A 20,871-nucleotide genomic window follows, 5' to 3' on the forward strand; every position below is an offset into this window, starting at 1 on the left:
TTTTATAAAGTGAAGTTTATGATTTTTCTGACTTTTATAGCAGATTTTATTTTTCTTGCGGTTAATCTTGTCTGGAATAAATATCTGGCAAATCTGATTGATCTTGTTACTGCTGGCGATGCAGGAATGGGCGGAGCTGACAATACATCTATTCAGGGGATGCTGTTCGAACTTCTGATTATTCTTGCTGCCTTCATTTTTATGAGTGGAGCAAACGCATTTATTTCCGGTGTAACTACAGCCAGAATAAATTATGAGTTAAGACAAAATTATATCGAAAGCATTGCGCGTAATAGTGTTTCATTTATGAGAGCAAAAGAGATGGCGGTGAGCGGCGGTGAAATGACTTCTGTGCTATTGAATGAGTTTAATGCAGTTAGTGTTTTTATTTCTGAAAATCTGTTTTTCATCTTTGATAGTTTTATAAAATTTCTTGGTACCTTCGGGTGGTTTATTTTTTTGAATCCGTTTCTTGCGTTTTCTTCAAACCTGCCTGTCTTTCTGATTATTCTTTACGTTTCTTTTTCGAGTAAGATTTTGAAGAATTATACAATAAAAGCAAATGAAGAAAATGCAAAGCTGAATGGCGTTACAGAAAGTCTGATGTCGCTTTTCCCGGTAATCAGATTGTATCAGGCACAAAAATTCATACTGACAAATTACACGAACAGACTTGAGGCATGGGAAAAACTGAATATCTCCATGGAAAAAAAGAAAGCACTTTTGATGTCAATTTCTGCAGTGATGACATGCATACCTTTGCTGCTTTTAGTTTTAATTGGCGGCAATCTGGTTATCAAAGGCGAAATGACAGTGGGCGAACTTTATATTTTTATAAATCTTTCGGGGAACGTTTCTGGCATTTTGATGAACATGCCGTCCTTTATAATGCAGTTCCGTATCTTTGCAGGAAACCTCCAGAAAATCAACAAAGCAGGAGAAGAACAATGATACAAATCGAAAATCTTACATATTCTTACGATCAAAAAACTATACTAAAAAATCAGAATCTTACAATTCCTAATGGAATGAAAATCGGAATAATTGGCGAAAGCGGTTCCGGTAAGACAACTTTAATCAAACTGATTTCCGGCCTTTACGAAGTTCAGCAGGGACAAATTATTGCAGAGGGAAAAATGTCTGTGGTGATGCAGGGGAACAAACTCTTTCCATTTACCATCAGAGAGAATATCACCTGCGGCCATGAAATCTCAGAAGAACAGATTTGGGAAGCGGTTAGAATTGCACAACTTGAAGAATGGGTAAAAACTCTTCCCGAAGGTTTAGATACTTTTACAGGAGTTCGCGGGGATAATGTTTCTGGCGGGCAGGCACAACGAATCTGCATTGCAAGAGCGATTGCACAGAATCCTCAGATTTTGATTTTAGATGAAGCAACCTCTGCTTTGGACATGGAAACTTCAGCCCATCTTATTGAAGCCCTGCAGAACTGGTGGAAAGAGCGTACAGTAATTTCCATTGCGCATAGAAAAGAAGCTCTTGATTTCTGCGACAAAATCTACCGGCTGGAGGAGGGCGTTTTATGCTGAAAAAACTTGGAATTAAGAAACAGTATTTACACTTGCTTGCTTTACGACTTCCTTTTGAGGCCGTCCGAAATCTCATAAATGCGCTTTTCCTAAAACAGGCTTTTGAAGCAATCGAGGCTTTGGATTTTATGAGGCTTGGTGTTGTGTGCGGACTTTTTTTGTTTGCTAATTTATTGCTGTTCACTTATAACGGAACTGTGTGGCGTTTTTTTGCAGCTTTTTATGCAGGCCTTCAAAAGAAATTAAAGTTGTATATCTTCAATAAGCTTCTTGCAAAACCAATCGAAGAGATTGATAAACTTGCTTCGGGCGATGTCCTTTTGCGGATTAATCAGGATGCGCAGATGACCGCTGCAATTTACGGCGAGCCTTGGAATCTTGTGTTCCTTGTGAATGGAATTGCAAATCTTATTTTGTCTGCAATCTTATTCTGCGTTTTTGATTTGAAATTATTTCTGATTGTGCTTGCTTTTGTGATTCCTCATATTCTGATTATAACCTGGATTGTCTCGCCGCTCTTGAAGTCCGTTCAGAATAAAATACAAAAAGCTTCCGCAGAATTAACCGACATGTATGAGTCTTTCGTAAATCTGGCTGACACAGTTTTTTTGTATGACTGCTCTGATTTTTTTCTGAAGAAAATAAAAATCAAAAATCTGGAATTAAAACTGCTCTTCATAAAAAAGGCTTTATACAAAGCGATTGAGCATGCTGTTATGCCGCTCTTTGGAATAACGGGATATCTTGTTCTCATGTTCCTTGGAGCAGAGAAAATCAATGCAGGAATAATTACACTCGGCTCTCTGCTTTATGCGTTTCAGCTCCGTGGCGGTGTTATTATGGCAGCAAACATGATTGCTACCAGCATTACGACAATTTCTGTAAATAAAGCGGGATTAAAGAGACTGGAAGAGTTGTAAAGATTTCTTCCTTGACACAAAAATCATTTTTCTATATCTTCATACCAAGATGAAATTTTTTGTAATCGAAACTACATACACAACCGTCTCAACCACAGTTACCACAACTACAGGTATTGGTATGCATTTGGATTACAGAAAAGAATAAGATTGCAGATTATTAGCTGATATAAACTGACCACTTATCTTTTCGGTAAGTGGTCTTTTTTTTTGGCTTAAACTGATTTCAATAGGTTCACAAGGAGGATGATTATGGACTTACACGATTTCAAAGATGTTGCAGAAAATTACGACCGTTATTTAGACGTAATGTATTCGCAGGAAAATTCCATGCACGAAAACTTTCAGGAGTTTTATCTGGAGCTTGCAACAAAATATGGCAGCGGAGGTGTTGTTGATGTTGCCTGTGGAACAGGTGCAGTTCTGCTCTATCTTGCAGAGCGTGGCATTATTGCTGATGGAACTGACATTTCTGAGGAAATGTGCAAAGTAGCCGGAGCTAAAGCAGAAAAGCTTGGTCTCAAACTCAACATTTATCCAGCCGACATGACAAAGTTTAACTCAGGTAGAAAGTACTCTCTTGCAATTATTGCCCGAAGCGGTTTTATGCACCTGCCAGATACAAAAACTCAAAAAGCAGCACTCCAGAATCTTCGCAATCAGCTTACTCCGGGCGGCATCCTCACGCTCAATACTTTTGATCCATGGCCGGCAGTTCAGGCAGCTCAGATAAATACATCGCCAGACGATTACAGCTTCCGTCTTGAATACACAAACAGCGATGGTAACCGTGAAAAGATTTATAACGCAATCTCATATAATCTTTACACACAGCAGATGTACGGCAACTGGAAATTCGAAACGTACAACGAAGCAGGCGAAATTATTGGAGAGCGTGTTCGCCCCCTCTTAATGCGTCAGACATACAGAAGCGAAATGTTCCTGCTGGCAGAGCTCTGTGGTTTTGAAGTTGTGGACATATACCGCGGTTACAAAGGTGACAAGGAAGATTTGAATGATCCATCGTCAGCATCAAAATACAACAGCAATCTTATCTGGATTTTGAAAAGGAAGGATTAATATGATAAAGGAAATAAGCAAAAACGAATTCGCAGAATGCGTAAACGTAATAAAAAAAAGTTTCCAGACTGTTGCAGACGAGTTTGGTTTTACAATCGAAAATGCACCGCGATTTACAGCGTTTGCAACTACAGTAGAACGGCTCTTTTATCAGCTTGAAATTGAACACAGACTGTTGGTGGCTTATTATGATGATGACGGAGACGGAAGAATCCTGGGGTATTATTCGCTGATGTTTCTGGAGAACTCTGAATGCGAACTTAGCAATCTTTGTGTACTGCCGGAATTCCGACATCAAAAAATTGGTGAAGCTTTGCTGGAAGATGCAATGTCCCGCGCCAGAAATAAAGGTTGCAAAAAAATGAAATTAGGAATTGTAGAAGAAAATAAGAGAATCCGAGCCTGGTATGAAAAGCACGGTTTTACTCACACCCATACTGTGAAATATGATTACTTCCCATTCACCTGCGGGTATATGGAAAGGGAATTAATTTGATTATAAACAGTTCAATTCAAAATGATAATGTTGCTTTACCATGCCGTCTTCTGTGAATTCCTTTACAAGGATACCACCACAGCGCATGGCGGTTTTAGTTGAAGCAACATTATCTTTGTCGCATGCTACAATTACTTCAGTAAGTCCGGACTGTTTTGCAAAGTTCAGCATAAGGTTTAATTGCTTTGAGGCATATCCTTTTCTTCGTTCGGAAGGTCTGATTCCATATGCAATATGACCGCCGTTTTTTAGCTCGTCATTCAGCGAATGATGAAACTTAATGCATCCAATCAGTTTTCCATCTGAAAGACGTTTGGAAAAGAAAGTACTCGTCTGAATATCATTATCTGATTTCATTTTTCTGATGGAATCAATATGCTCCAGCCAGTCATCAAAATCATCATAATATGCAAGACCACCGCTTCCATGAACCTGCATATCTCCGGATTTAAAATGCTCTTCTTTGTACTGGAGTATTTCTTCCTTTATTTCTTTGGATGGAATGATTAACACAAGTTCATCGTCACTCAGCATATTAGTCCTTCCTGCAGCAGAACATGCCGTATTCTTTTGGAACTGACAAAACACCATCGACCATCTGCTTTGTGAGAAGGGCGTGAATTTCTTTTTTCGGTACAGCGCTCAGTGTAGTCATACTGGAAAGTGAATAAATATATTCAACCAGATCATCAATATCTGTTACAGCGAGTGAATCTTCGTAGTTCAATCTTTGGACATTAGAAAAGAAGGGGGCAAGAAGTTCTTTTCCATTTTGAAGTGTAAAGTTTTTATTCACATTGTCTTCAACGCCATACGCGCTCAAAGTCTTAGAAAGATATTCTATAATTCCGTGTTCTCCAAAAGTTGCGCAGTAAAAGGCTCCACCTGTTTTCAGAACTCTGCGAACTTCAGACAAACCTCGCTTCATATCCGGCACATGATAAAGCATCATATTTGCAATCACAACATCAAAGCTCTCGTCTTCAAAAGGAATATCCTGAATATCAATTATCTGATATTCAACATTGGCATTGGACCCGATATTGGTCTTTGCGTTTTCAAGCATTCCTTCAGAAAAATCAGAGAGAATAATTTTTGAACACTTACTCATCAAATCTACATGACCTTTCCACATATCGCCTGTACCGCAGCCGAGCTCCAGCACCTTCATGCCCTCTGTGATTTTATAATTCGAAAAAATCCAGTTTCCAAAACCCATTTTATTTGTGGAATATTTTTGATGAATTGAAATGCGCGTATTTAAATTGCTCGCGTTGGCATACTGTTTTTTTACATTTTTTTGATTATTGATTGTACTCATTTTTCTATCCTGTTTGATATTCCCCAACAGCGGATTTCATCCAACTGTTCGGCGGTGAGTGTTCCGGCATCATATAGGTGCTGATATTCTTCATCAATCGAACTGTCAAAAACGAGAAGGTCGTCGGTGTTTATTGTAACAGGTACTTCATTTTCAACGAGGATTTTGATAGGATGTTCTGCATAGCTTTTTGCATATCCCAGTTTGATGTTGCTGGTAGGGCAGACGTTCAAAGTGATTTTTCTGTCTGCAAGCAGTTTCATTACTTTCGACGAGTTCACAGCGTTTATTCCATGATGGATTTCATCCAAACCAAGAGTTTCGATTGCTTCTTCAATTTCTTCTGCTGTGCCGGTTTCTCCAACGTGCATGCGTTTTAGAACGCCGTATTTTTCTGCGATTCTGTACAGCGGGATATAATCAGAAAAAGGTTTATAGCCTTCACCGCAGCAGACATCAATTGATTTAAAATATCCGGAACTGAAATATTCTTCTGCCTGAACGAGCGCTGGTTCTATATCTTCATAAGAAGCAAACGCAAGCTCCGGCTCATAAACAGCATCCGGACAATATTTTTTATGCAGCGCATCATAATAATCACAAAAGGCCTGCAGGCTGCCGTAGTCTTCAATATCAGATGCAGAAAAGCTTGGCGCAAAACGTGCAAGATGATTTCTGCCAGCTTCGACAAAACAGCCTTCGCGGCGTGTATCAGCCTGCTTGTTGTCGTGAGCCCGGCAATAATCTCTGATATTATTTACATACCAGTCCTGCATTCCCTGTAGACCATCAAAAACAGCCGGCGGTTTTGCAAAGGTATGATTCATTCTTTCAGAAAGCCACTCTACTCTACAGCCTCGTCCAATATGATTATGCACATCACTTTTTGGAATTGAAAGAAGAGTCTGTGTATCATGATTTTTTAGTGCGTTTATAAAATCGCTTGAAAATTTATCTGTCATAGTTTTGTTGATGTGATCTCTGGCTGCATGATTTATCTATATTATTATCGGATTCATTAGTTTGCGAGAAGAAAATAAAATTGTATTTCAACGGATTTATAAATCCAAGTTTTTCTGAAAGTTTCATTGAAGCAATATTTTCTACATCGCAGGCCCAGATAGGTTTTAGGCCTCTTTTCTCAACTTCTTCCAGAGTTTTTACACAGACTGCAAATGCAAAACCTTTGCGCTGTTTATCATCATCAGTGATAATTCCAAGTTCTGTATATCCGCGGGCAGTAAAGGCTGCTTCGCTCTCACTACAGATTTCGCCATTTTCGATTGCATAAAATCCGAAAGCAATTTTCAGGAAGTTCTCTTTTGAACCGTAAACACGCTCATGAAATTCCTTCCACGGAACCTTTTCGTATAATTCGCTGTCGTATGGTTTTATTTCAACGTCTCTAGGTTTCTGCTCAATAGCTTTTCTTTGAGTATATTCGTGTCGAGGAATCACAGTTCCCAATTCTGCCAGCGGAAACTTTGAACCTCTCTCAGGAGTCCAGACTACCTGAATCCATGCGTGTTTAATTATTTCTCGTAAGGTCTCTTCAATCCATTCAAAATCTGCGGCGTCGCTGATATAAACCCAGCTCATATCAAGCTGACAGATTGCTTTAGTCGGCGCATTAATATCATCAACAAAAGTCTTACCCAGCAATATTCCATCAAAATAACACCACAGCGCAGAAGTGTTCGGCTGCCTGTTTTTGAACAGCGGAAAAATCAAAGCTTTCTTTTCTTCAGGTAACTGGTAGATCATAATGTCCTCCTGTGTAGTGATAGGTTTTTACCAGATAATATTGATTTTATAGGAAACGGGACATTATTAAGATGATTTACGGCATAAGTGTGATTCGCCGTACAAACCTTATACATCCTGTGCATAAAGCCGCCAGATACCGCCGTTATGGGAGCTGTAATTCTCCCAAGCAAAAGAGTCTCAAAAAGCTGTGTAATCAGATTCTGAAGTTCTAACTGCATGATTTTATTATAGTATTTATTTGAAGTGTCTGCATACTTTTGAAATGGATTTATATCGATTTTATAATAAAAACCATAAAATTTGCCGTTTTCTAGAGTTTTTTATGGTGTTCTGGCAATTTATTCTAATAAAAACCATAAAAAGCTGACTTTTTTGCACAATTTTATGGTTTTTAAGTCAATTTCAAACTGTTTTTTAATCAATCTGTCCGAATTCAATTAAAAATGCCATAAAAAATGCCTATATCGCATTGAATTTTATGGCATTTTGAAAAAATACTTTATTCTTTCCTTCCACGAATAACCATTGTTACGGAAACAGAAGTGTCCCATTGTTTGATTCCGTCGCGATAAAGCTTAAGCCTTTTATCATACTTTTGATTGATTGCAGAAATGACCGACTCCGAATCTTTTGAATGTGTAGAATAAATTGCTTCTAATGCACATTGTCTGCCAGCCTCGATTATTGCTTCGGAAAATTGTTTTGAATATTGAGGGTTATCTGGCGTAAGGTTTATTGCTGCATAGCCTGTGGAAACATCTGTAAATCCAAACTTTTCCATCGAAGCAGGAAGTTCTGCTTCTGTCATTGGAAATCTGCATACCTGAAATTTCTCAAGCTCTTCCTGGGCATCTGGCTGGGTTTTCCAATAAGCTTCTTCCTCTTTAGTTTGATTTAAACAATCAGCCGCACATCCAATTCCTTTTCTTGCCGAAAGACAAATGCAGATTCCGCCTGATTTTAAAACCCGTTTTTGCTCGCCCCAGAAAGCAGAAGGTTCAATATGTTCCTGAACAGTATTCGAAATAGTGATATCAAAAGTATTATCTTCAATAGGAAGCGCCGTAGCATCGGCTTCCATAAAAGAAACACCTTTTATATTATCCTTAGCAAATTCAATAAACTTTGTATCTCTGTCTATTCCAGTGATTTCTGCATTCGGATACCACCTGTGCAAGGCTTCAGCCAAGGCTCCGGGACCGCAACCAATTTCAAGAATCTTAAGAGACTTTTGCTGATCAATATTAAAGAGGTCTTTGTAATTCGCAAAGAAAATATCATCGAACCTGAGCTTGCGGCTCAAATATAAAGTCATGATTCCCTGAACATTTTCGGACCAGATTGTATTCACTTTCTTAAACTTCCATTAATAATTTTTATTTCTAACATAGATCAGTATAAAGTTCAAGATTTCATTCAGCCCCTTGCTTAAAAACTCTTTGTCGCGGATTCCAAATTCATGTCCTGAATCAAACCATTCCTGCCAGGCAATATCAAAACAGTCTGCTTCTTTCACAGAGATTTCACAGGAGCTGCTGCATTCTTTTTTGAGGAGATTTTCCCACCAGGTAACAGTTTTGAATAACTGTGAATCATCACCTTCTGCCCAGGTTTCAAAAATTGTTTTGAGTTCGCCCTCAGGTTCTTTTTTTAATCCTGGAATTGCAATCATCACACAGCCGCCTTTTTTGACAAAGGGCAAAATCTTTTCGCCAAACACGCCTTCCTTGCATCCAAAGTAATGATAAGAATCAACGCTCACAATTGCATCAAAATAGTCGTGCGCAAAAGGCATGTCCATTGCATCACCGTGGATTGGAATGATTTTATCTTCAAGTTTGTTTTCCTTTATGCGCTTATAGTTTTCTGTTGCAGCAATCCAAAGGTCTAAAGCATAAACAGTCTTTGCATTTGTTTCATTTGCAAGAAACATCGAAGTCAAAGCGTAGCCGCAGCCCAGATCCAGAGTCCTGTCAAAAACTGCATCGGCAGGTTTTCGCAGAATAAGCTCATCCAGCAACCTGAACGAGTTTGGTCCCATAAGATAATCTTTTGTGAAATATTTTCTGTAGTTCTCGATGTTACTCATTTTTTAACTCCTACGTACATTGCATGTCCGCACATTTCTATAATTGACTTTTCTTCTGAAGTTGAATCAATCAACTCGAGGATTTTTGAAAAGACATTCTTATTTTTGAATTTGAAAATCACATCTTCTTTTTCGTAACCAAAGCCACGGATGGAACGGAGCTCTTGTTTTTCAAATCCGTTTGCGATAAACAGATTTTCAATTTCTTCTGATGTCGGATAGTAGCCTTCCTGAAAGCCGTTGCTCGAAAGATTTTTAAACTTGCCAGAATCAAAGCAATCTTCCAAAGTATCGATGCTAACCTGGTCCGGGCTCCAGCAGAATCTTTGAACGAGCGCAATACTTCCTGCCAAATGAGGAATAAAACTTGCAAAAACTTTTCCGCCGGTTTTGAGAACACGTTGTATTTCGGCAACACATTTCTCGCGTTCATCTTTTTCTGTAAGATGATATAGCGGGCCAAAGAGAAGCACTACATCAAAAGAGTTATCTTTATAACAGCTAAGGTCTGTTGCATTTACCTGGTCGCAGGAAATCAGATTTTCAACTTTGTCTTCTTCTTTCTGTTTTTTTGCCTGCTCTAGTAAGGTTTCCGAAAGATCTGCAAGTGTGACCTTATATCCCTTCTTCGCAAGAGGAAAAGAATAAACCCCTGCACCACCGCCAAGATCTAGAACCGAGATTTTAGCTCCATCATCCAATGCTGGAAGATTCTTCTCCAGAATCCTCATCGTCATCAAAAACTCAAGTTTTCCGCTGTTGTCATTTCTGAGTCGATTTTTTTCATCAAAATGTTTGTAATAGTTTTTTACTTTTTCAAAATCTGTCATAGACAATTATAGTATAAGTTATGAATAAATAATCTTCAATCTTAAAAGGTAGCACGTTAGGCTAATACGAGGTGCATAAATAAAATACTACATAACACCAGAAACCCTATACTAAAAGTTAATATATTTTATTTTTTGTAAAATTAAAAAAGCCATGTTAAAATAAAAGTAAGTTTGGGTTTAACAATCTGCTATCTTTGTATGATTGTTATATATATTTAATTATATGTTTATATAAAAAGAGGATGCTTATGTCTGATATTTATCGTTTTCGATGTATTGCAAGCAGTGGGGCTGGATACCGAGCCGTAATTAGTTACAAAAATCCAAATTGTAAAAACTGGAGCAAAACAGACAGAGTCAGTGGACCTGTCTCTGTAGGAATTTCCCGAGATGTTTTTCTGAAAGACATTAAGGAAATAAAAGATGGAGCCAGTGTAAGAATTGTAATGGCGTATGGGGTAACACGTACAGAAGCAAAAGAAACTTTTACTTATAAAAGTAATTCTGCTAACTATGCTGTGTATGATGGCTATATCTCAACGAAATCAAAAACTATAAAATGTTTGAACGTTATCTGCGAATCAAAAGAAGAAGGTGAAGTTTCTGGCTTTAATTTTACTGCAAAAGCAGCATACGCTTTTAATGTAAATATCGAATATCAAAACCCAGGCAATAAGGCAAAAATCATTTCTGAAGTAGTCCGAGTTAATTCAGGCACTCCAGAAACAATCCATATAGGAGAGTTCTCAGAAATTTCAGATGGAGCAAAAGTTCGTTTTATAATGGATATTGTAGCAGGCAGAAAAGGTGTACGTGCAAATCAAGTTTTTACTTTCAAACGTGACATAACATGCCTTGCAAAATATGAATGTACTGGAACTACCTATGACGAGACAATTAAATACTTAGGTAAAACAGATTTTAAGCCGGCAATATTTGTTGGTGGAAAAGGTAGAAATTCCAGTATTTGTTCTTCAGGCAACAAAGGATTGACCAGCAACACCTTCGTAAAAATTGGAAATGACAAATTATCAAACTTGATTCAATTTGGTGATGATGGACATGTAGCATCTATAGCAATGGACAAAGCAGGAAAAACAATAACTACTTTTGCATCTGGTCCTAAAGGTGCTAAGCTTAGGGGCCACTTATGGTTTATGGATGAGCAATACAATTGTTATGAAGAAGATATTGCTTACCATGGTAAAAGACCTACAGAAAATACAACTAAAATACAAAATTCAAACATTAAATACATTTCATGGAATGATAAACTATTGGGAGGAGACTATAACCCTGCTCTACGGCTAATAACTATCAAAGGTAAGTTCGAAAAAACTTTCAATCGATTTGGTTTTGTAAGAACAGAAAAGGATGGACGATTTTTTTATAATACAAAAATTGATTGTCCACAAAAGGATTTTGGTTATTTTGATCTTTACGACTACTGTTTCGATTATGCAACAAATATGGAAAAGAAAAAATTCGAATTCACATCAAATGGAAAAGAATACATATTCTGGCTTTGGAAAGGAAATTATTTAAACCTTGGTGCAGGTGCAGAATTAGGTTTTTATGAATTCGAAAGAAACATTAGCCGTAGAGAAGCAGAAAAAAGCATTCGCTTGTTTGTAACAAATATTATTCTTGCGCTGTTTGCAAGTTTAATACCAGAACCAATAACTTGCGCAACCTTGACAGCAACAATTAATTCAATCCTATCAGAAGTCTTTTCTATGCATAATCAGGAATCATATAAATTTTACAAAGTCGTAGACGAAAGTCAGTACCTGAAAATGGCAGTTAATTTACATGGAAAGAATAATCTACCAGCAAATATATCTAGTTATTCTCCAAAAGATAATCAGTGGTGGATTACAACCTTTGTTCCATATCTACAAGGTGTTCAACCAAAAGATCTTGCGCCAACGTACACGATAACATTTACAAAAGATAAGGAACAATTGTTCAACGACTTTGTAGATACACAAATTAAGGCTTGTAAAAACAAGGTAGAAATAATAGAACGTGACAAAATTGTGATTAAAGGAATAGCAAATGGCTGGACTTTTGATAGAAGAAAATTGACACTTGAATACACTTTCTAAAAACTATCTTTGAGCATTGAGAAAATCCCGAAAGTTCATATAACTTTCGGGATTTTTTTACGTAGTTTTTGTTTTCACCGGAATCCAAAGTTCGCACATTAAGTCTGGTTCCCCTTCATCAAAATATATTTCAAAATCTGGAGCTTCTTTTGTCTGCAAACCGCTTTGTGGAAGGAAGTTCTGAAAATAATTTTCCCACGCTTTTGAAATACAGTCACCGTCTTTGCCGTAGCAGTTAAAAATTACATAGCGACTTTTTTCAACCTGCCATTTTCTAAAACCATCCGGTACCTTACTAAAATCAAAATCATCAGGAACAATAACCGCCAGCGCATATACAAAAGAAGTTGAATCTTCCTTGAGTTCTGAGCAAAGTCCGAAAACTCTGTTGTCATTTTTTGCACGGAAGGTCTTCAACAAATCAAGTTTTTTGGTTTGAATGCATTCGCCCCAGAAATCAGAAATGCTTTCATCGCTCTCATCTTCAATTATGTCCACAGAAAAAGAACGCGGAATCACAAGAAAGTTTACAGTTTCCAGATCTGTCATTTTATATTTGATTGGAGTGGCACCTTCCATCGTAACTCTGATACTGAGCGGATTATACATTGCAAGAGTTTTGCTTCCTGCTTTTACCACGCCCGGTGTAATTCCATGAAAACGCGAAAAGGCTTTTGTAAATCCATCAACAGAATCAAACCAGTATTTCATGGCGAGGTCTGTTACTTTGATATCTGTGTACAAAAGTTCCTGACCGGCGAGCGAAAGTCTTCTGTTTCTGATGTAAGCACTTGGAGTGATGCCGGAAATAAAGCGAAAGGTTCTATGAAATTCATAAGGCGACATGTTCACCTGTTTTGCAACATCAACATAAGTGATGTTATCAAGCAGGTGAGTTTCTATAAAATCTACAGACTTTTGTAAAATTTCAAAACCAATCATTTATCGTTTCCAGTGTGAACATGGCGTGTTCAATATCAAGTCTGGACTTTTTATTTTCCAGAATTGATTCCAATACATTATGACATACAAGTTGATAACAGTTCTGCTGTTCAAGCTTTATTTCTTCCTGTTTTTCATCAGTGAAGATTTCAAACTTTGTGTCCGTTCGCCCATTCTGATATCCGTCTTCAAAGTAACGGATAAAGGCCTTTTCAAAGGTCGCTTCAAAACCCACACTGAAAGGACAGGAATTAAAAAGCGCAGAGTTTCCGTGAATTGTTGCCACTGCATTTTTGTAGCCAAACTGTGCGGTTACGGCAGCGCATTCAGGGCGGGCATCTCTTCCTTCAACATTAATTTTATCAGTTTTCCCGAGTAATTGTAACACAAAATCAATGTCATGGTGCATAAGATTCAAAGCAATATTTTTTGAATCAAGATTTCCCCACCAATGCGGAGTCTGACGCTTTATCTGAAAGTTGATTAAATCGCCATATCGCTTATCTTCTTTGATTTTATTCAAAAGCTGATAAGGATACTCAAACTGCAAGAACAAATCTACAAAAACTCGACGTCCACATTCTTTTGCTGCTTCAAAAATCTTTCGTCCATTTTCGGAAGTGTCTGCCAGAGGCATTTCAACAAAAACATGCTTACCAGCACGCATAGCTTTTATGGCATATTCTGCGTGAACCTTAGTTGGAAGACACACATCAACAAGCTCAATGCTGGTATCATTCAATATGTCATCCAGATTTATTGTAGTCTGAACTCCAAACTCTTTTTCAATTTCTGCCAGCTTCTCAGGATTGCGTCCCCAGACAATTATCTTATCTACCAGATTTTCCTGACAGAAAAACTTTGCATGTTCCTTCCCAAATCCTGTTCCCAAAATTGCGATATTCATTTTCTAAACCTCCATGAAAAGTTTAGATCCATCACAAAATATTTACTCGAACATTCTTGCGGAGTTTTGTCCCCTAATTACCACACTGCTTTTTCGCCGGTCACTTTTTCGCCAAGCCAGCTTGCGTTGTATTCAACAAAGCATTTTGTATACGGCAAATCCTTATATTTCTCCTGACGTTTGAGAATCGGATAAACCACGCTTCCCCAACCAACAGAGATTACGCCGACAATTGCGTACAATGGTCCGAGCACCAGCGACTGAATTGTATGACCATACTCGTGAACTCTCGCACCGGTAAAATAATCACCTTCATTATTTGGAACGAAAATGAATAGCCCAAGACTCAAGCCTGCCCAACGGTTATCCCACTGCGTTTGAATTGCACCTCTATAAAATCTATGCGGCTTTGTGATATGGATTAAGAAAAAGAAGAACCCGATGATTGTCTGTCCCAATCCCCATGTGCACTGAATCAAAATATACAAAAGATATAAAATACGTTTCATAATTTCACTATAAGTTATGATTACCGAATCCGCAATGTGCACAAAGGCAAGATGCATAAACCAAAGGGTAAAATGCACATTACCGCCAGTTACTTTCTATTCTCCCATTCTTCACGAGTAATAAGACACGTGAACTCGCCCGAAGTTATACCGGTTTTCGGGTAAGTTCGGGTTCCCTTGTCATCAACTAAAGTCATTCCGATTTTTTTCATTACGCCAAAGGAAGCTGCGTTCTTACAGTCGCATTGTGCATACACTTTGTTGATTGAAAGATTTGTGAAAGCAAAATCTAAAAGTGCTGCTGCCGCCTCAGATGCGAAGCCCTGCTTGCGATACTTCTTGTTGATTATCCAGCCGAGAGTTGCATAGGAATGATCTTCACTATGGCTGAGATCTGCATCGCAGCCACCGATTATTTTTCCTTCGTAAATGATTACAAACTCATAATCCAGCTGATCCGGAGAGCCCCAGTCTGCAACATTTCGTTTTACAAACTCTGCAGTCTCTTCAAAACTATCATTCGGTAGCCAGAACATCATTGTAATTTCTTTGTCGCCGGCATATTCATGAATCTCTTTTTCATCACCAAGTTGAACTGGGCGCAATGTAAGTCTTTTTGTTTTTAATTCTGTTTTCATTTAATCATCTCCATTCACATATTTTTTAATCTGAGTCTGTTTACCCTGGTATTTGCCGACTCCCTGGTACTCCAAACTAAACCCGCATTTCTCCAGAACCTTGCATGAAGCAACATTTTCCGCATCGCAGATTCCGTATATTTTCTGAATCCCCAGCTGGTTCATTATCACCGGAAGAAAAGCTGTAACTGCTTCTGTTGCATAGCCTTTTCCCGTAAACTGTTTTGCAATATGATAGCCGACTTCCCAAACAACACTCTCAGTTGGAACAGCCTGAACATAACCGATATTCGTTTTGTCTTTCAGCAGTACAGGATAGACGAGTGGCCCGTCAGCCCCTTCATATTGTGACATCAAAAAATCAATTGTTTCTGCTGCATCTTCAACAGTTTCAAAAACCTCGTCCGACAAAAATCTGCGTGTATCTTCATCGAGCGAATTCTGATGAACAGCCTCTGCCATGTCGGGAGTAAACTTTGTGATTATGAGACGGTTTGTTTCAAGATTCATATCATTGTTCCATCCACTGATTCAACCAGTAAAGCTGATAGTCTATAAACTTTTCATCAATGCAATTTATACCGTGAACTTCAAGAATTGTTGCCTGCAGCTGAAAATGTCTTATTGCAACCCAATCGTAAAATGAAAGCTTTTCTTCCTGTGATAATGGATGATGGCGAGTATAGCCGGAAATAAAGTTTTCATAAACCTTACGGGTGATTTCGATATCTTCCTGCTGCAGATTAAAATAATTTGTCATATCGCACATGACCATTACATCAAACATGAGAGGAGCCTGGCAGACAGTGTCAAAATCTAAGAAATAAATCTGACCGTCTTTTGTCTGCAAAAGGTTCCCTCTATGAAGGTCGCCATGGCAAATACCATAAGGAAGTCCCTGAACCTTTTCCCAAAGCTGTTCACCAAACTTTTCATAATCAGAAATTTTTGGATATGACTTCTGACGCAGGAAATCAAGATAACGTCCTATGAAAAACTGTTTGTCGCGGCTAACCAGCTGAACAGGGCAATCCTTCATCAGGCTATGAAGCTTACCAACAAGCTCGCCAACCTTTTCTGCACTTTCAGTTTTTTCAAGGTCTGGTTCCTCGCCTTCAATAAATTCCTGCAGAAGACCCAGACACGGCTCATCATCAGAAATCTCAACAATTGCCTGCCCGGCTGTAGTCAAAATTGTTCTTGAAACAGGAAAACCTTTTCTTTCCAGATAGCCCGTAATCATAACCGATTGCTTTGCTGTATCCTTAAAGGCATTTCCAATCACCTTGAGTAAATATTTTTTTTCACCATTAACAATATATGTTTTGCAGCCACCTTCTCTCAGAAAGTCCAAACTTACATTGTCCAGCCCATATTGGGTTTTCAGCAATTGAATCAGTTTTTCTTCCATACCTAGCACTTTCTCCATATTGTCCAGTGATATCCTTTCCCATATCCAATCTTCTTGTAGAACTCGTCGTCGCCGCCGGTCATGTGAGTTGCGCCGAGAGGCTTGAGCGTGCGGTAATGCTTTGTAAGAGCGGCCGCCGCCAATCCCCGTTTTCGATGATCCGGATGAGTACAAAGCGGTTCCATATAAGCAAGATGATTTTGAGGAACCCACCACATACCAGAGAAGCAGACATATTCTTCGTTTTCATCTGCAATGATGATATTGTACTGTGGAGTTTCATGAGGAGTTGGTGACATGAAAGAAGCCCAGCCGTCCTTATGAGATTTTGCCGGACTCCATTCCAGAGAATCGTCGTATTTATCCCAGCCCACAAACTCGCCGCGCTCGCCATGACCAAAACCATACCAGCAGAGCTTTGAACATTTTACGATATCAATGTCCTTATGGTCCACAAAATGATAACCCTCCGGCAGCTCATAATTCAGCTCATTCTTAAAATCAAAAATCATGTCCTCATATTCATAGACCTGTTTGAAGCCACGCTTTGCCACCGCATCCTTTAAGAACTGCTGCCCATCCGAAAAGACAAACTGCTGCTCGCCATTAAAATGAGGCATAGTGGTAACGGCATATTCAATAAGCTCGTCTGCAAGAAATTCATACCCCTTACGAACATTGAAATAAATATCTGTCACCGGTGCTTCGTAATAAGCAAATGCAACAACCTTGTCTCCATCGAACCAGAATCGGTCCAAAAAAGAATATGACGAATCCATCCAGGTTGCAGTAAGTGCATATTCAAAAAAAGGCGCTGGCCGTCCGCTGTCATTTTTCCAGTCATAAGTTTCTACAAGAAAATCCCACACGAGATTTATATCTGATAATAATTGAAATTGTTTTGTTGTAATGTTCATAGTTTTTATTTCCTTTAATTTTTATAGAAGGGGAAAGCCTTCCCCTCGCTCCAGCCCTTCGGTCTTCCGCTACCCCTTCACCTAGTGGGCTTCGCCCCCTAAGACCCCCAATTTTCTGGTACAGTTAATATGACATTTAAATGTCATATTAAAACAGCTCATCCAATAAAATATAATAATTGATTTTGTCCCAGTCCGGTTCAACTCCAAGAGCTTCAAAAAATAGTTCAGGATTAAAATCCTGATAAATCTTTTTACCCCAGGTGCCATCTGCATTGTGTTTAAGACTTCGATAGCAAAGTGCAATGTCCAGCCATTTGTCGTTTACACCAGTGTCTCCCAAATCTATTAAACCGCTGAGCTTACCGTCCTCTATAAGAATATTCGGAAGACAGAAATCTCCGTGCGAAAAAACAGGTTCGCGTTCTGGTCTGTTGTTTTCCAGCCATTCAAGCAAAGCCATAGGATTTTCAAAACCATCCGGTCCAAAAGTCGTCAGTTCTGCATCACTCACATCGATCAAATTGTTTTCAACGCGAAACCTTGCTTCTTTAAGTTCATCGTCCAAAGTTATGCATCTAGGACAGTCAGAAATATCCACACTCCACAAAAGCTTAAGCGCCTGGGCGAGAAGTTTGCATAGCTCCTTCGGTCGCGACATGTAGTAATCGTCACAGCTCATTTTTCCTGTCACTCTGCTCATAAGAAGGAACTGAAGTCCAGCGGCTTCATCCTTCTCATAAGCAATAACCTTTGGAACAGGTAGCTTACCTTCCAGCCAGCGCATCATCTTTACGAGCTCATCATTTTTTTTAGCGATTTTTTCAATCTTAAGAACATAGTCATTAAACATCAGAACTTTCGCCTGGGACTTTCCCATATCATCACAGGTGTAATTTTTCCCAGCAACAAGCGCTTTGATTTTTTCCGGAAATTTAAGGTTTTCAAGCATTTTTATTATCCTTTCTTAAAACTAAAACTTCATCAAATCATCAAGTGTATCCGAAGTTTCAACCGGAACCCAATGTCCCTCCATGCAGGTTTCGGGATTAAGCGATTTGATTTTTGCTTCCAACTTCTGACACAATTCCTTGTCTTTGATTCCTGTCATAAAATCATCACAGGTTGAATCTCCAAGAAAAAGAACTTTGTCCTCTTCAATATAAACCAGTGTTGAATCCTCAGTATGCGGCGCTTCAGTCTCCACAATCCGAACCTTACAGCCGCCAAGGTCAAGTGTCATTTCACCGGAAAACAGAATGTCAGCCGGCACAACAATCACTTCCTTGCCGCCTGCATATTCTTTTCTGATACTTTCATGAATAGCAAGAAACTCAGCCGGACCGTTAGTTTCAATTTTGTTTTTCCATTCCAGGAGATGTCCGTTTGTCTTTTCGTTCGCAATGCATAAACCGTTTACTGCATGCATACCAAAAGTATGATCCCAATGCCAGTGAGTAAGTACAGTGAGCGACGGCAAGGGCAAACCTGCACTTTCAAGTAACGAATAAAATTCCTTTACATGATTATCAGAATGTCCGGCATCTATAGCGAGACTCCAGTTATCACCCTTAACATATCCAAGGTTAGGTCGGTCTCTTTCTGATTCATAAGGCATGATCCAGATGTGTTCAGATATTTTTTTGAGTTCCATAGTTTTATCTCCATTATGTCAGCATGACACAGTTCTTCTAAAATCTTTTTGCCATTGGTCTAGTTGTTTGTTCTTCAACAAAACCATTCTTCTTGTAAAAATTGTAGGCCGGCACATTCGAATCTGTCAGAAGGAAAATCTGTTTGATTCCAAGTTCCTTTATTGCCTTTTCAATTTCTGCAATAAAAAAGCTTCCGGCTCCCGCTCCCTGCCTGTCAGTCTTTATGCAGAACTCATTGATGATATATTCAGTTCCTGAATACCAGTGCTTCACATATCCCAGTGCTATTCCAATCAGTTCGGCATCATCAAACAATCCGTAGGTCAAAGAGTAGCCCTGACCAACAAGATCGTTGATGTACATGTCCAGCTGATTTGTATCCGACCAGTCATCATACCAGGGTGCAATTGTGAAAACACTGGTAAACAGATTTTTTATGATTTCCTTGTCATTTATACTAAGCCTTTTTACTTTAAGCATGCTTCCTCCATTTTTATAATTCCAGCAGCATATAGGCCAGTTCCTGAAAGCCACTTGTACGCGAATTAAAGCCTTTTGGATTGCGGCCGAATTCTACAAAGCCAAAACTTTTATATAAAGCTATAGCTCTTTCGTTTTCGGCAACTACATTCAGTTCAAGCTGTTTATAGCCGGCATCTTTTGCACATTGAACACAGGCGTTAATTAGTGCCTTGCCTAAACCAAGTCCCCAGTATTCTTTAAGAATACTGATTCCCAATTCAGCACGGTGCTTAAGTTTAAACTTCTTACCCACAGCCTCGATGCCAGCTGTGCCCGCGATTTTTCCATCAACAACAGCTATAATTTCTATTTCATTAGAACTGTTTGTTTTCTCTTCAAGAAACTGTGCTTCCTGTTCCGGGTCATAACTATTTTCATCTGGGTAGGAAAGCAGATAGTCAGTTTCGGCATGAGTAAGATTAAATACTTCAAAAACCTCTTTACCATCTGCCTTATCCCCATTCCGAAGCAATGCTTCTTTTCCGTTTTTCAAAATAGTTTTCTGATTGTATTTCATTTTTCATCTCCATTTTCATCTTCAAAATCAGTTCATAATACAGCAGCCTTAAGCGTATAAGTATGATCCCAGTTTTTAAGAACTTCTACACTTGAAAAACCAGCTGTCAGCAGAGCTTCTTTTTCGTGCCCTACAGTTAACGGTGTGTCGTAGTGATAGAACTCACCGTCAGGCAGATTTTGTTCTTTTCTCAAACGAAGCAGCTCCTGTCTTCTGGTGATTTCTTCTTCATCACTCATTGCAAAATAATCAGTAAGAATAAAATATCCGCCGGTTTTCAAAGCTGCCTTGAGTTTTGTGTAAAGTGGAATTTTTTCTTCTTTCGTAAAATGATGCAACGATTCAACTGACACAGCCGCGTCAAACTGAGCTTCTCCAAATGGCACATCAAAATATGAACCTAAGATCAGATTGATATCCTTATCACTGAATTTCTTTTTCAATTCATTGAGCATGCCAGCCGCAAGATCTATTCCAGTAACTTTTGCATCTGGATTTATGGCAAAGAATTCGTCCAGTTCCAGACCAGTTCCGCAGCCTAAATCCAGAATTTTTGTTCCGCTTTCTTCAGGCAGACAACCTGCTGTAAACGGATAAAATTCCTGTGCAAAATCTATAGTATTCAACTGATGCTCTTCATAGCCTTCAGTTCTTGAATCAAAAAAGTCTCCCATTTTTTCTAACATTTT

The 20,871-nt window shown here is 38.7% G+C and carries 25 protein-coding genes; 6 read left to right on the forward strand and 19 right to left on the reverse strand.

What is annotated here, in order from left to right:
* Positions 1 to 18: 18 nt before the first annotated feature.
* From BMY21_RS06145 to BMY21_RS06165, 5 genes are all read left to right on the forward strand, one after another.
* Positions 19 to 951: an ABC transporter transmembrane domain-containing protein gene (locus BMY21_RS06145; RefSeq protein WP_074641844.1), complete on the forward strand. Its 933-nt coding sequence runs from the start codon at positions 19 to 21 to the stop codon at positions 949 to 951.
* The gene (locus BMY21_RS06150) at positions 948 to 1,550 is read left to right on the forward strand and encodes an ATP-binding cassette domain-containing protein (RefSeq protein WP_074641846.1); all 603 of its coding nucleotides are present in this window, start codon (positions 948 to 950) and stop codon (positions 1,548 to 1,550) included. Before BMY21_RS06145 ends, BMY21_RS06150 begins: the two co-directional genes overlap by 4 nt.
* The gene (locus BMY21_RS06155) at positions 1,544 to 2,470 is read left to right on the forward strand and encodes an ABC transporter transmembrane domain-containing protein (RefSeq protein WP_074641847.1); all 927 of its coding nucleotides are present in this window, start codon (positions 1,544 to 1,546) and stop codon (positions 2,468 to 2,470) included. The genes BMY21_RS06150 and BMY21_RS06155 overlap by 7 nt, the downstream gene beginning before the upstream one ends.
* Positions 2,471 to 2,722: 252 nt before the next feature.
* Positions 2,723 to 3,550 (forward strand): class I SAM-dependent methyltransferase, encoded by an 828-nt coding sequence (locus BMY21_RS06160; protein WP_074641849.1) that lies wholly within the window; start codon positions 2,723 to 2,725, stop codon positions 3,548 to 3,550.
* A 1-nt stretch (position 3,551) separates the two neighbouring features.
* Positions 3,552 to 4,046: a GNAT family N-acetyltransferase gene (locus BMY21_RS06165; protein ID WP_074641851.1), complete on the forward strand. Its 495-nt coding sequence runs from the start codon at positions 3,552 to 3,554 to the stop codon at positions 4,044 to 4,046.
* Here BMY21_RS06165 and BMY21_RS06170 read toward each other — a convergent pair whose 3' ends face one another.
* The 7 genes from BMY21_RS06170 to BMY21_RS06200 all read right to left on the reverse strand — a co-directional run bounded on the left by BMY21_RS06170 (position 4,047) and on the right by BMY21_RS06200 (position 10,053).
* Positions 4,047 to 4,580 carry a GNAT family N-acetyltransferase gene (locus BMY21_RS06170; RefSeq protein WP_074641852.1) on the reverse strand — a complete coding sequence of 178 codons (534 nt, stop codon included), beginning with the start codon at positions 4,578 to 4,580 and terminating at the stop codon, positions 4,047 to 4,049. It lies immediately after the preceding gene.
* A 1-nt stretch (position 4,581) separates the two neighbouring features.
* A complete protein-coding gene (locus BMY21_RS06175) occupies positions 4,582 to 5,367 on the reverse strand; it encodes a class I SAM-dependent methyltransferase (protein ID WP_074641854.1) in 786 nt (261 codons plus the stop codon).
* A complete protein-coding gene (locus tag BMY21_RS06180; RefSeq protein WP_074641855.1) occupies positions 5,364 to 6,329 on the reverse strand; it encodes an amidohydrolase family protein in 966 nt (321 codons plus the stop codon). The genes BMY21_RS06175 and BMY21_RS06180 overlap by 4 nt, the downstream gene beginning before the upstream one ends.
* On the reverse strand, positions 6,319 to 7,131 hold the full coding sequence (locus BMY21_RS06185) for a GNAT family N-acetyltransferase (protein WP_074641857.1): 813 nt from the start codon (positions 7,129 to 7,131) through the stop codon (positions 6,319 to 6,321). The genes BMY21_RS06180 and BMY21_RS06185 overlap by 11 nt, the downstream gene beginning before the upstream one ends.
* A 502-nt stretch (positions 7,132 to 7,633) precedes the next feature.
* A complete protein-coding gene (locus tag BMY21_RS06190) occupies positions 7,634 to 8,485 on the reverse strand; it encodes a class I SAM-dependent methyltransferase (protein WP_074641859.1) in 852 nt (283 codons plus the stop codon).
* A gap of 15 nt (positions 8,486 to 8,500) precedes the next feature.
* Positions 8,501 to 9,223, reverse strand: coding sequence for an SAM-dependent methyltransferase (locus tag BMY21_RS06195; protein WP_074641861.1), 723 nt, complete (start codon positions 9,221 to 9,223; stop codon positions 8,501 to 8,503).
* Entirely contained in the window at positions 9,220 to 10,053 is an 834-nt protein-coding gene (locus BMY21_RS06200) for a class I SAM-dependent methyltransferase (protein ID WP_074641862.1), read from the reverse strand. Before BMY21_RS06200 ends, BMY21_RS06195 begins: the two co-directional genes overlap by 4 nt.
* A 251-nt stretch (positions 10,054 to 10,304) precedes the next feature.
* Between BMY21_RS06200 and BMY21_RS06205 the strand changes: the two genes are divergently transcribed.
* Positions 10,305 to 12,164 (forward strand): DUF4474 domain-containing protein, encoded by a 1,860-nt coding sequence (locus tag BMY21_RS06205; RefSeq protein ID WP_074641864.1) that lies wholly within the window; start codon positions 10,305 to 10,307, stop codon positions 12,162 to 12,164.
* Positions 12,165 to 12,221: 57 nt separating this feature from the next.
* Here BMY21_RS06205 and BMY21_RS06210 read toward each other — a convergent pair whose 3' ends face one another.
* From BMY21_RS06210 to BMY21_RS06265, 12 genes are all read right to left on the reverse strand, one after another.
* A complete protein-coding gene (locus tag BMY21_RS06210) occupies positions 12,222 to 13,106 on the reverse strand; it encodes an AraC family transcriptional regulator (RefSeq protein WP_074641866.1) in 885 nt (294 codons plus the stop codon).
* Positions 13,093 to 14,013, reverse strand: a complete 921-nt coding sequence (locus tag BMY21_RS06215) for a Gfo/Idh/MocA family protein (protein ID WP_074641868.1) — start codon at positions 14,011 to 14,013, stop codon at positions 13,093 to 13,095. The genes BMY21_RS06210 and BMY21_RS06215 overlap by 14 nt, the downstream gene beginning before the upstream one ends.
* Positions 14,014 to 14,090: 77 nt before the next feature.
* Positions 14,091 to 14,522: a hypothetical protein gene (locus BMY21_RS06220; protein ID WP_143064172.1), complete on the reverse strand. Its 432-nt coding sequence runs from the start codon at positions 14,520 to 14,522 to the stop codon at positions 14,091 to 14,093.
* An 89-nt stretch (positions 14,523 to 14,611) separates the two neighbouring features.
* The gene (locus tag BMY21_RS06225; protein ID WP_074641872.1) at positions 14,612 to 15,160 is read right to left on the reverse strand and encodes a GNAT family N-acetyltransferase; all 549 of its coding nucleotides are present in this window, start codon (positions 15,158 to 15,160) and stop codon (positions 14,612 to 14,614) included.
* Complete coding sequence (locus tag BMY21_RS06230) at positions 15,161 to 15,670, reverse strand: GNAT family N-acetyltransferase (protein ID WP_074641874.1); 510 nt, start codon at positions 15,668 to 15,670, stop codon at positions 15,161 to 15,163.
* Position 15,671: 1 nt separating this feature from the next.
* Complete coding sequence (locus tag BMY21_RS06235; RefSeq protein ID WP_177177723.1) at positions 15,672 to 16,571, reverse strand: phosphotransferase enzyme family protein; 900 nt, start codon at positions 16,569 to 16,571, stop codon at positions 15,672 to 15,674.
* A 2-nt stretch (positions 16,572 to 16,573) separates the two neighbouring features.
* Positions 16,574 to 17,488 carry a GNAT family N-acetyltransferase gene (locus tag BMY21_RS06240; RefSeq protein ID WP_074641876.1) on the reverse strand — a complete coding sequence of 305 codons (915 nt, stop codon included), beginning with the start codon at positions 17,486 to 17,488 and terminating at the stop codon, positions 16,574 to 16,576.
* Between the two features lie 148 nt (positions 17,489 to 17,636).
* On the reverse strand, positions 17,637 to 18,440 hold the full coding sequence (locus BMY21_RS06245; RefSeq protein ID WP_074641877.1) for an APH(3') family aminoglycoside O-phosphotransferase: 804 nt from the start codon (positions 18,438 to 18,440) through the stop codon (positions 17,637 to 17,639).
* A 21-nt stretch (positions 18,441 to 18,461) separates the two neighbouring features.
* The gene (locus tag BMY21_RS06250) at positions 18,462 to 19,142 is read right to left on the reverse strand and encodes an MBL fold metallo-hydrolase (protein WP_074641879.1); all 681 of its coding nucleotides are present in this window, start codon (positions 19,140 to 19,142) and stop codon (positions 18,462 to 18,464) included.
* A 37-nt stretch (positions 19,143 to 19,179) separates the two neighbouring features.
* Entirely contained in the window at positions 19,180 to 19,623 is a 444-nt protein-coding gene (locus BMY21_RS06255) for a GNAT family N-acetyltransferase (protein ID WP_074641880.1), read from the reverse strand.
* Positions 19,624 to 19,636: 13 nt separating this feature from the next.
* Positions 19,637 to 20,182, reverse strand: a complete 546-nt coding sequence (locus BMY21_RS06260) for a GNAT family N-acetyltransferase (RefSeq protein ID WP_074641882.1) — start codon at positions 20,180 to 20,182, stop codon at positions 19,637 to 19,639.
* A 32-nt stretch (positions 20,183 to 20,214) separates the two neighbouring features.
* Positions 20,215 to 20,868, reverse strand: coding sequence for a class I SAM-dependent methyltransferase (locus BMY21_RS06265; protein ID WP_074641884.1), 654 nt, complete (start codon positions 20,866 to 20,868; stop codon positions 20,215 to 20,217).
* Between the last annotated feature and the right edge of the window lie 3 nt (positions 20,869 to 20,871).

It is taken from the genome of Treponema bryantii (genome assembly GCF_900111035.1).
Taxonomy (GTDB): Bacteria; Spirochaetota; Spirochaetia; order Treponematales; family Treponemataceae; genus Treponema_D; species Treponema_D bryantii_C.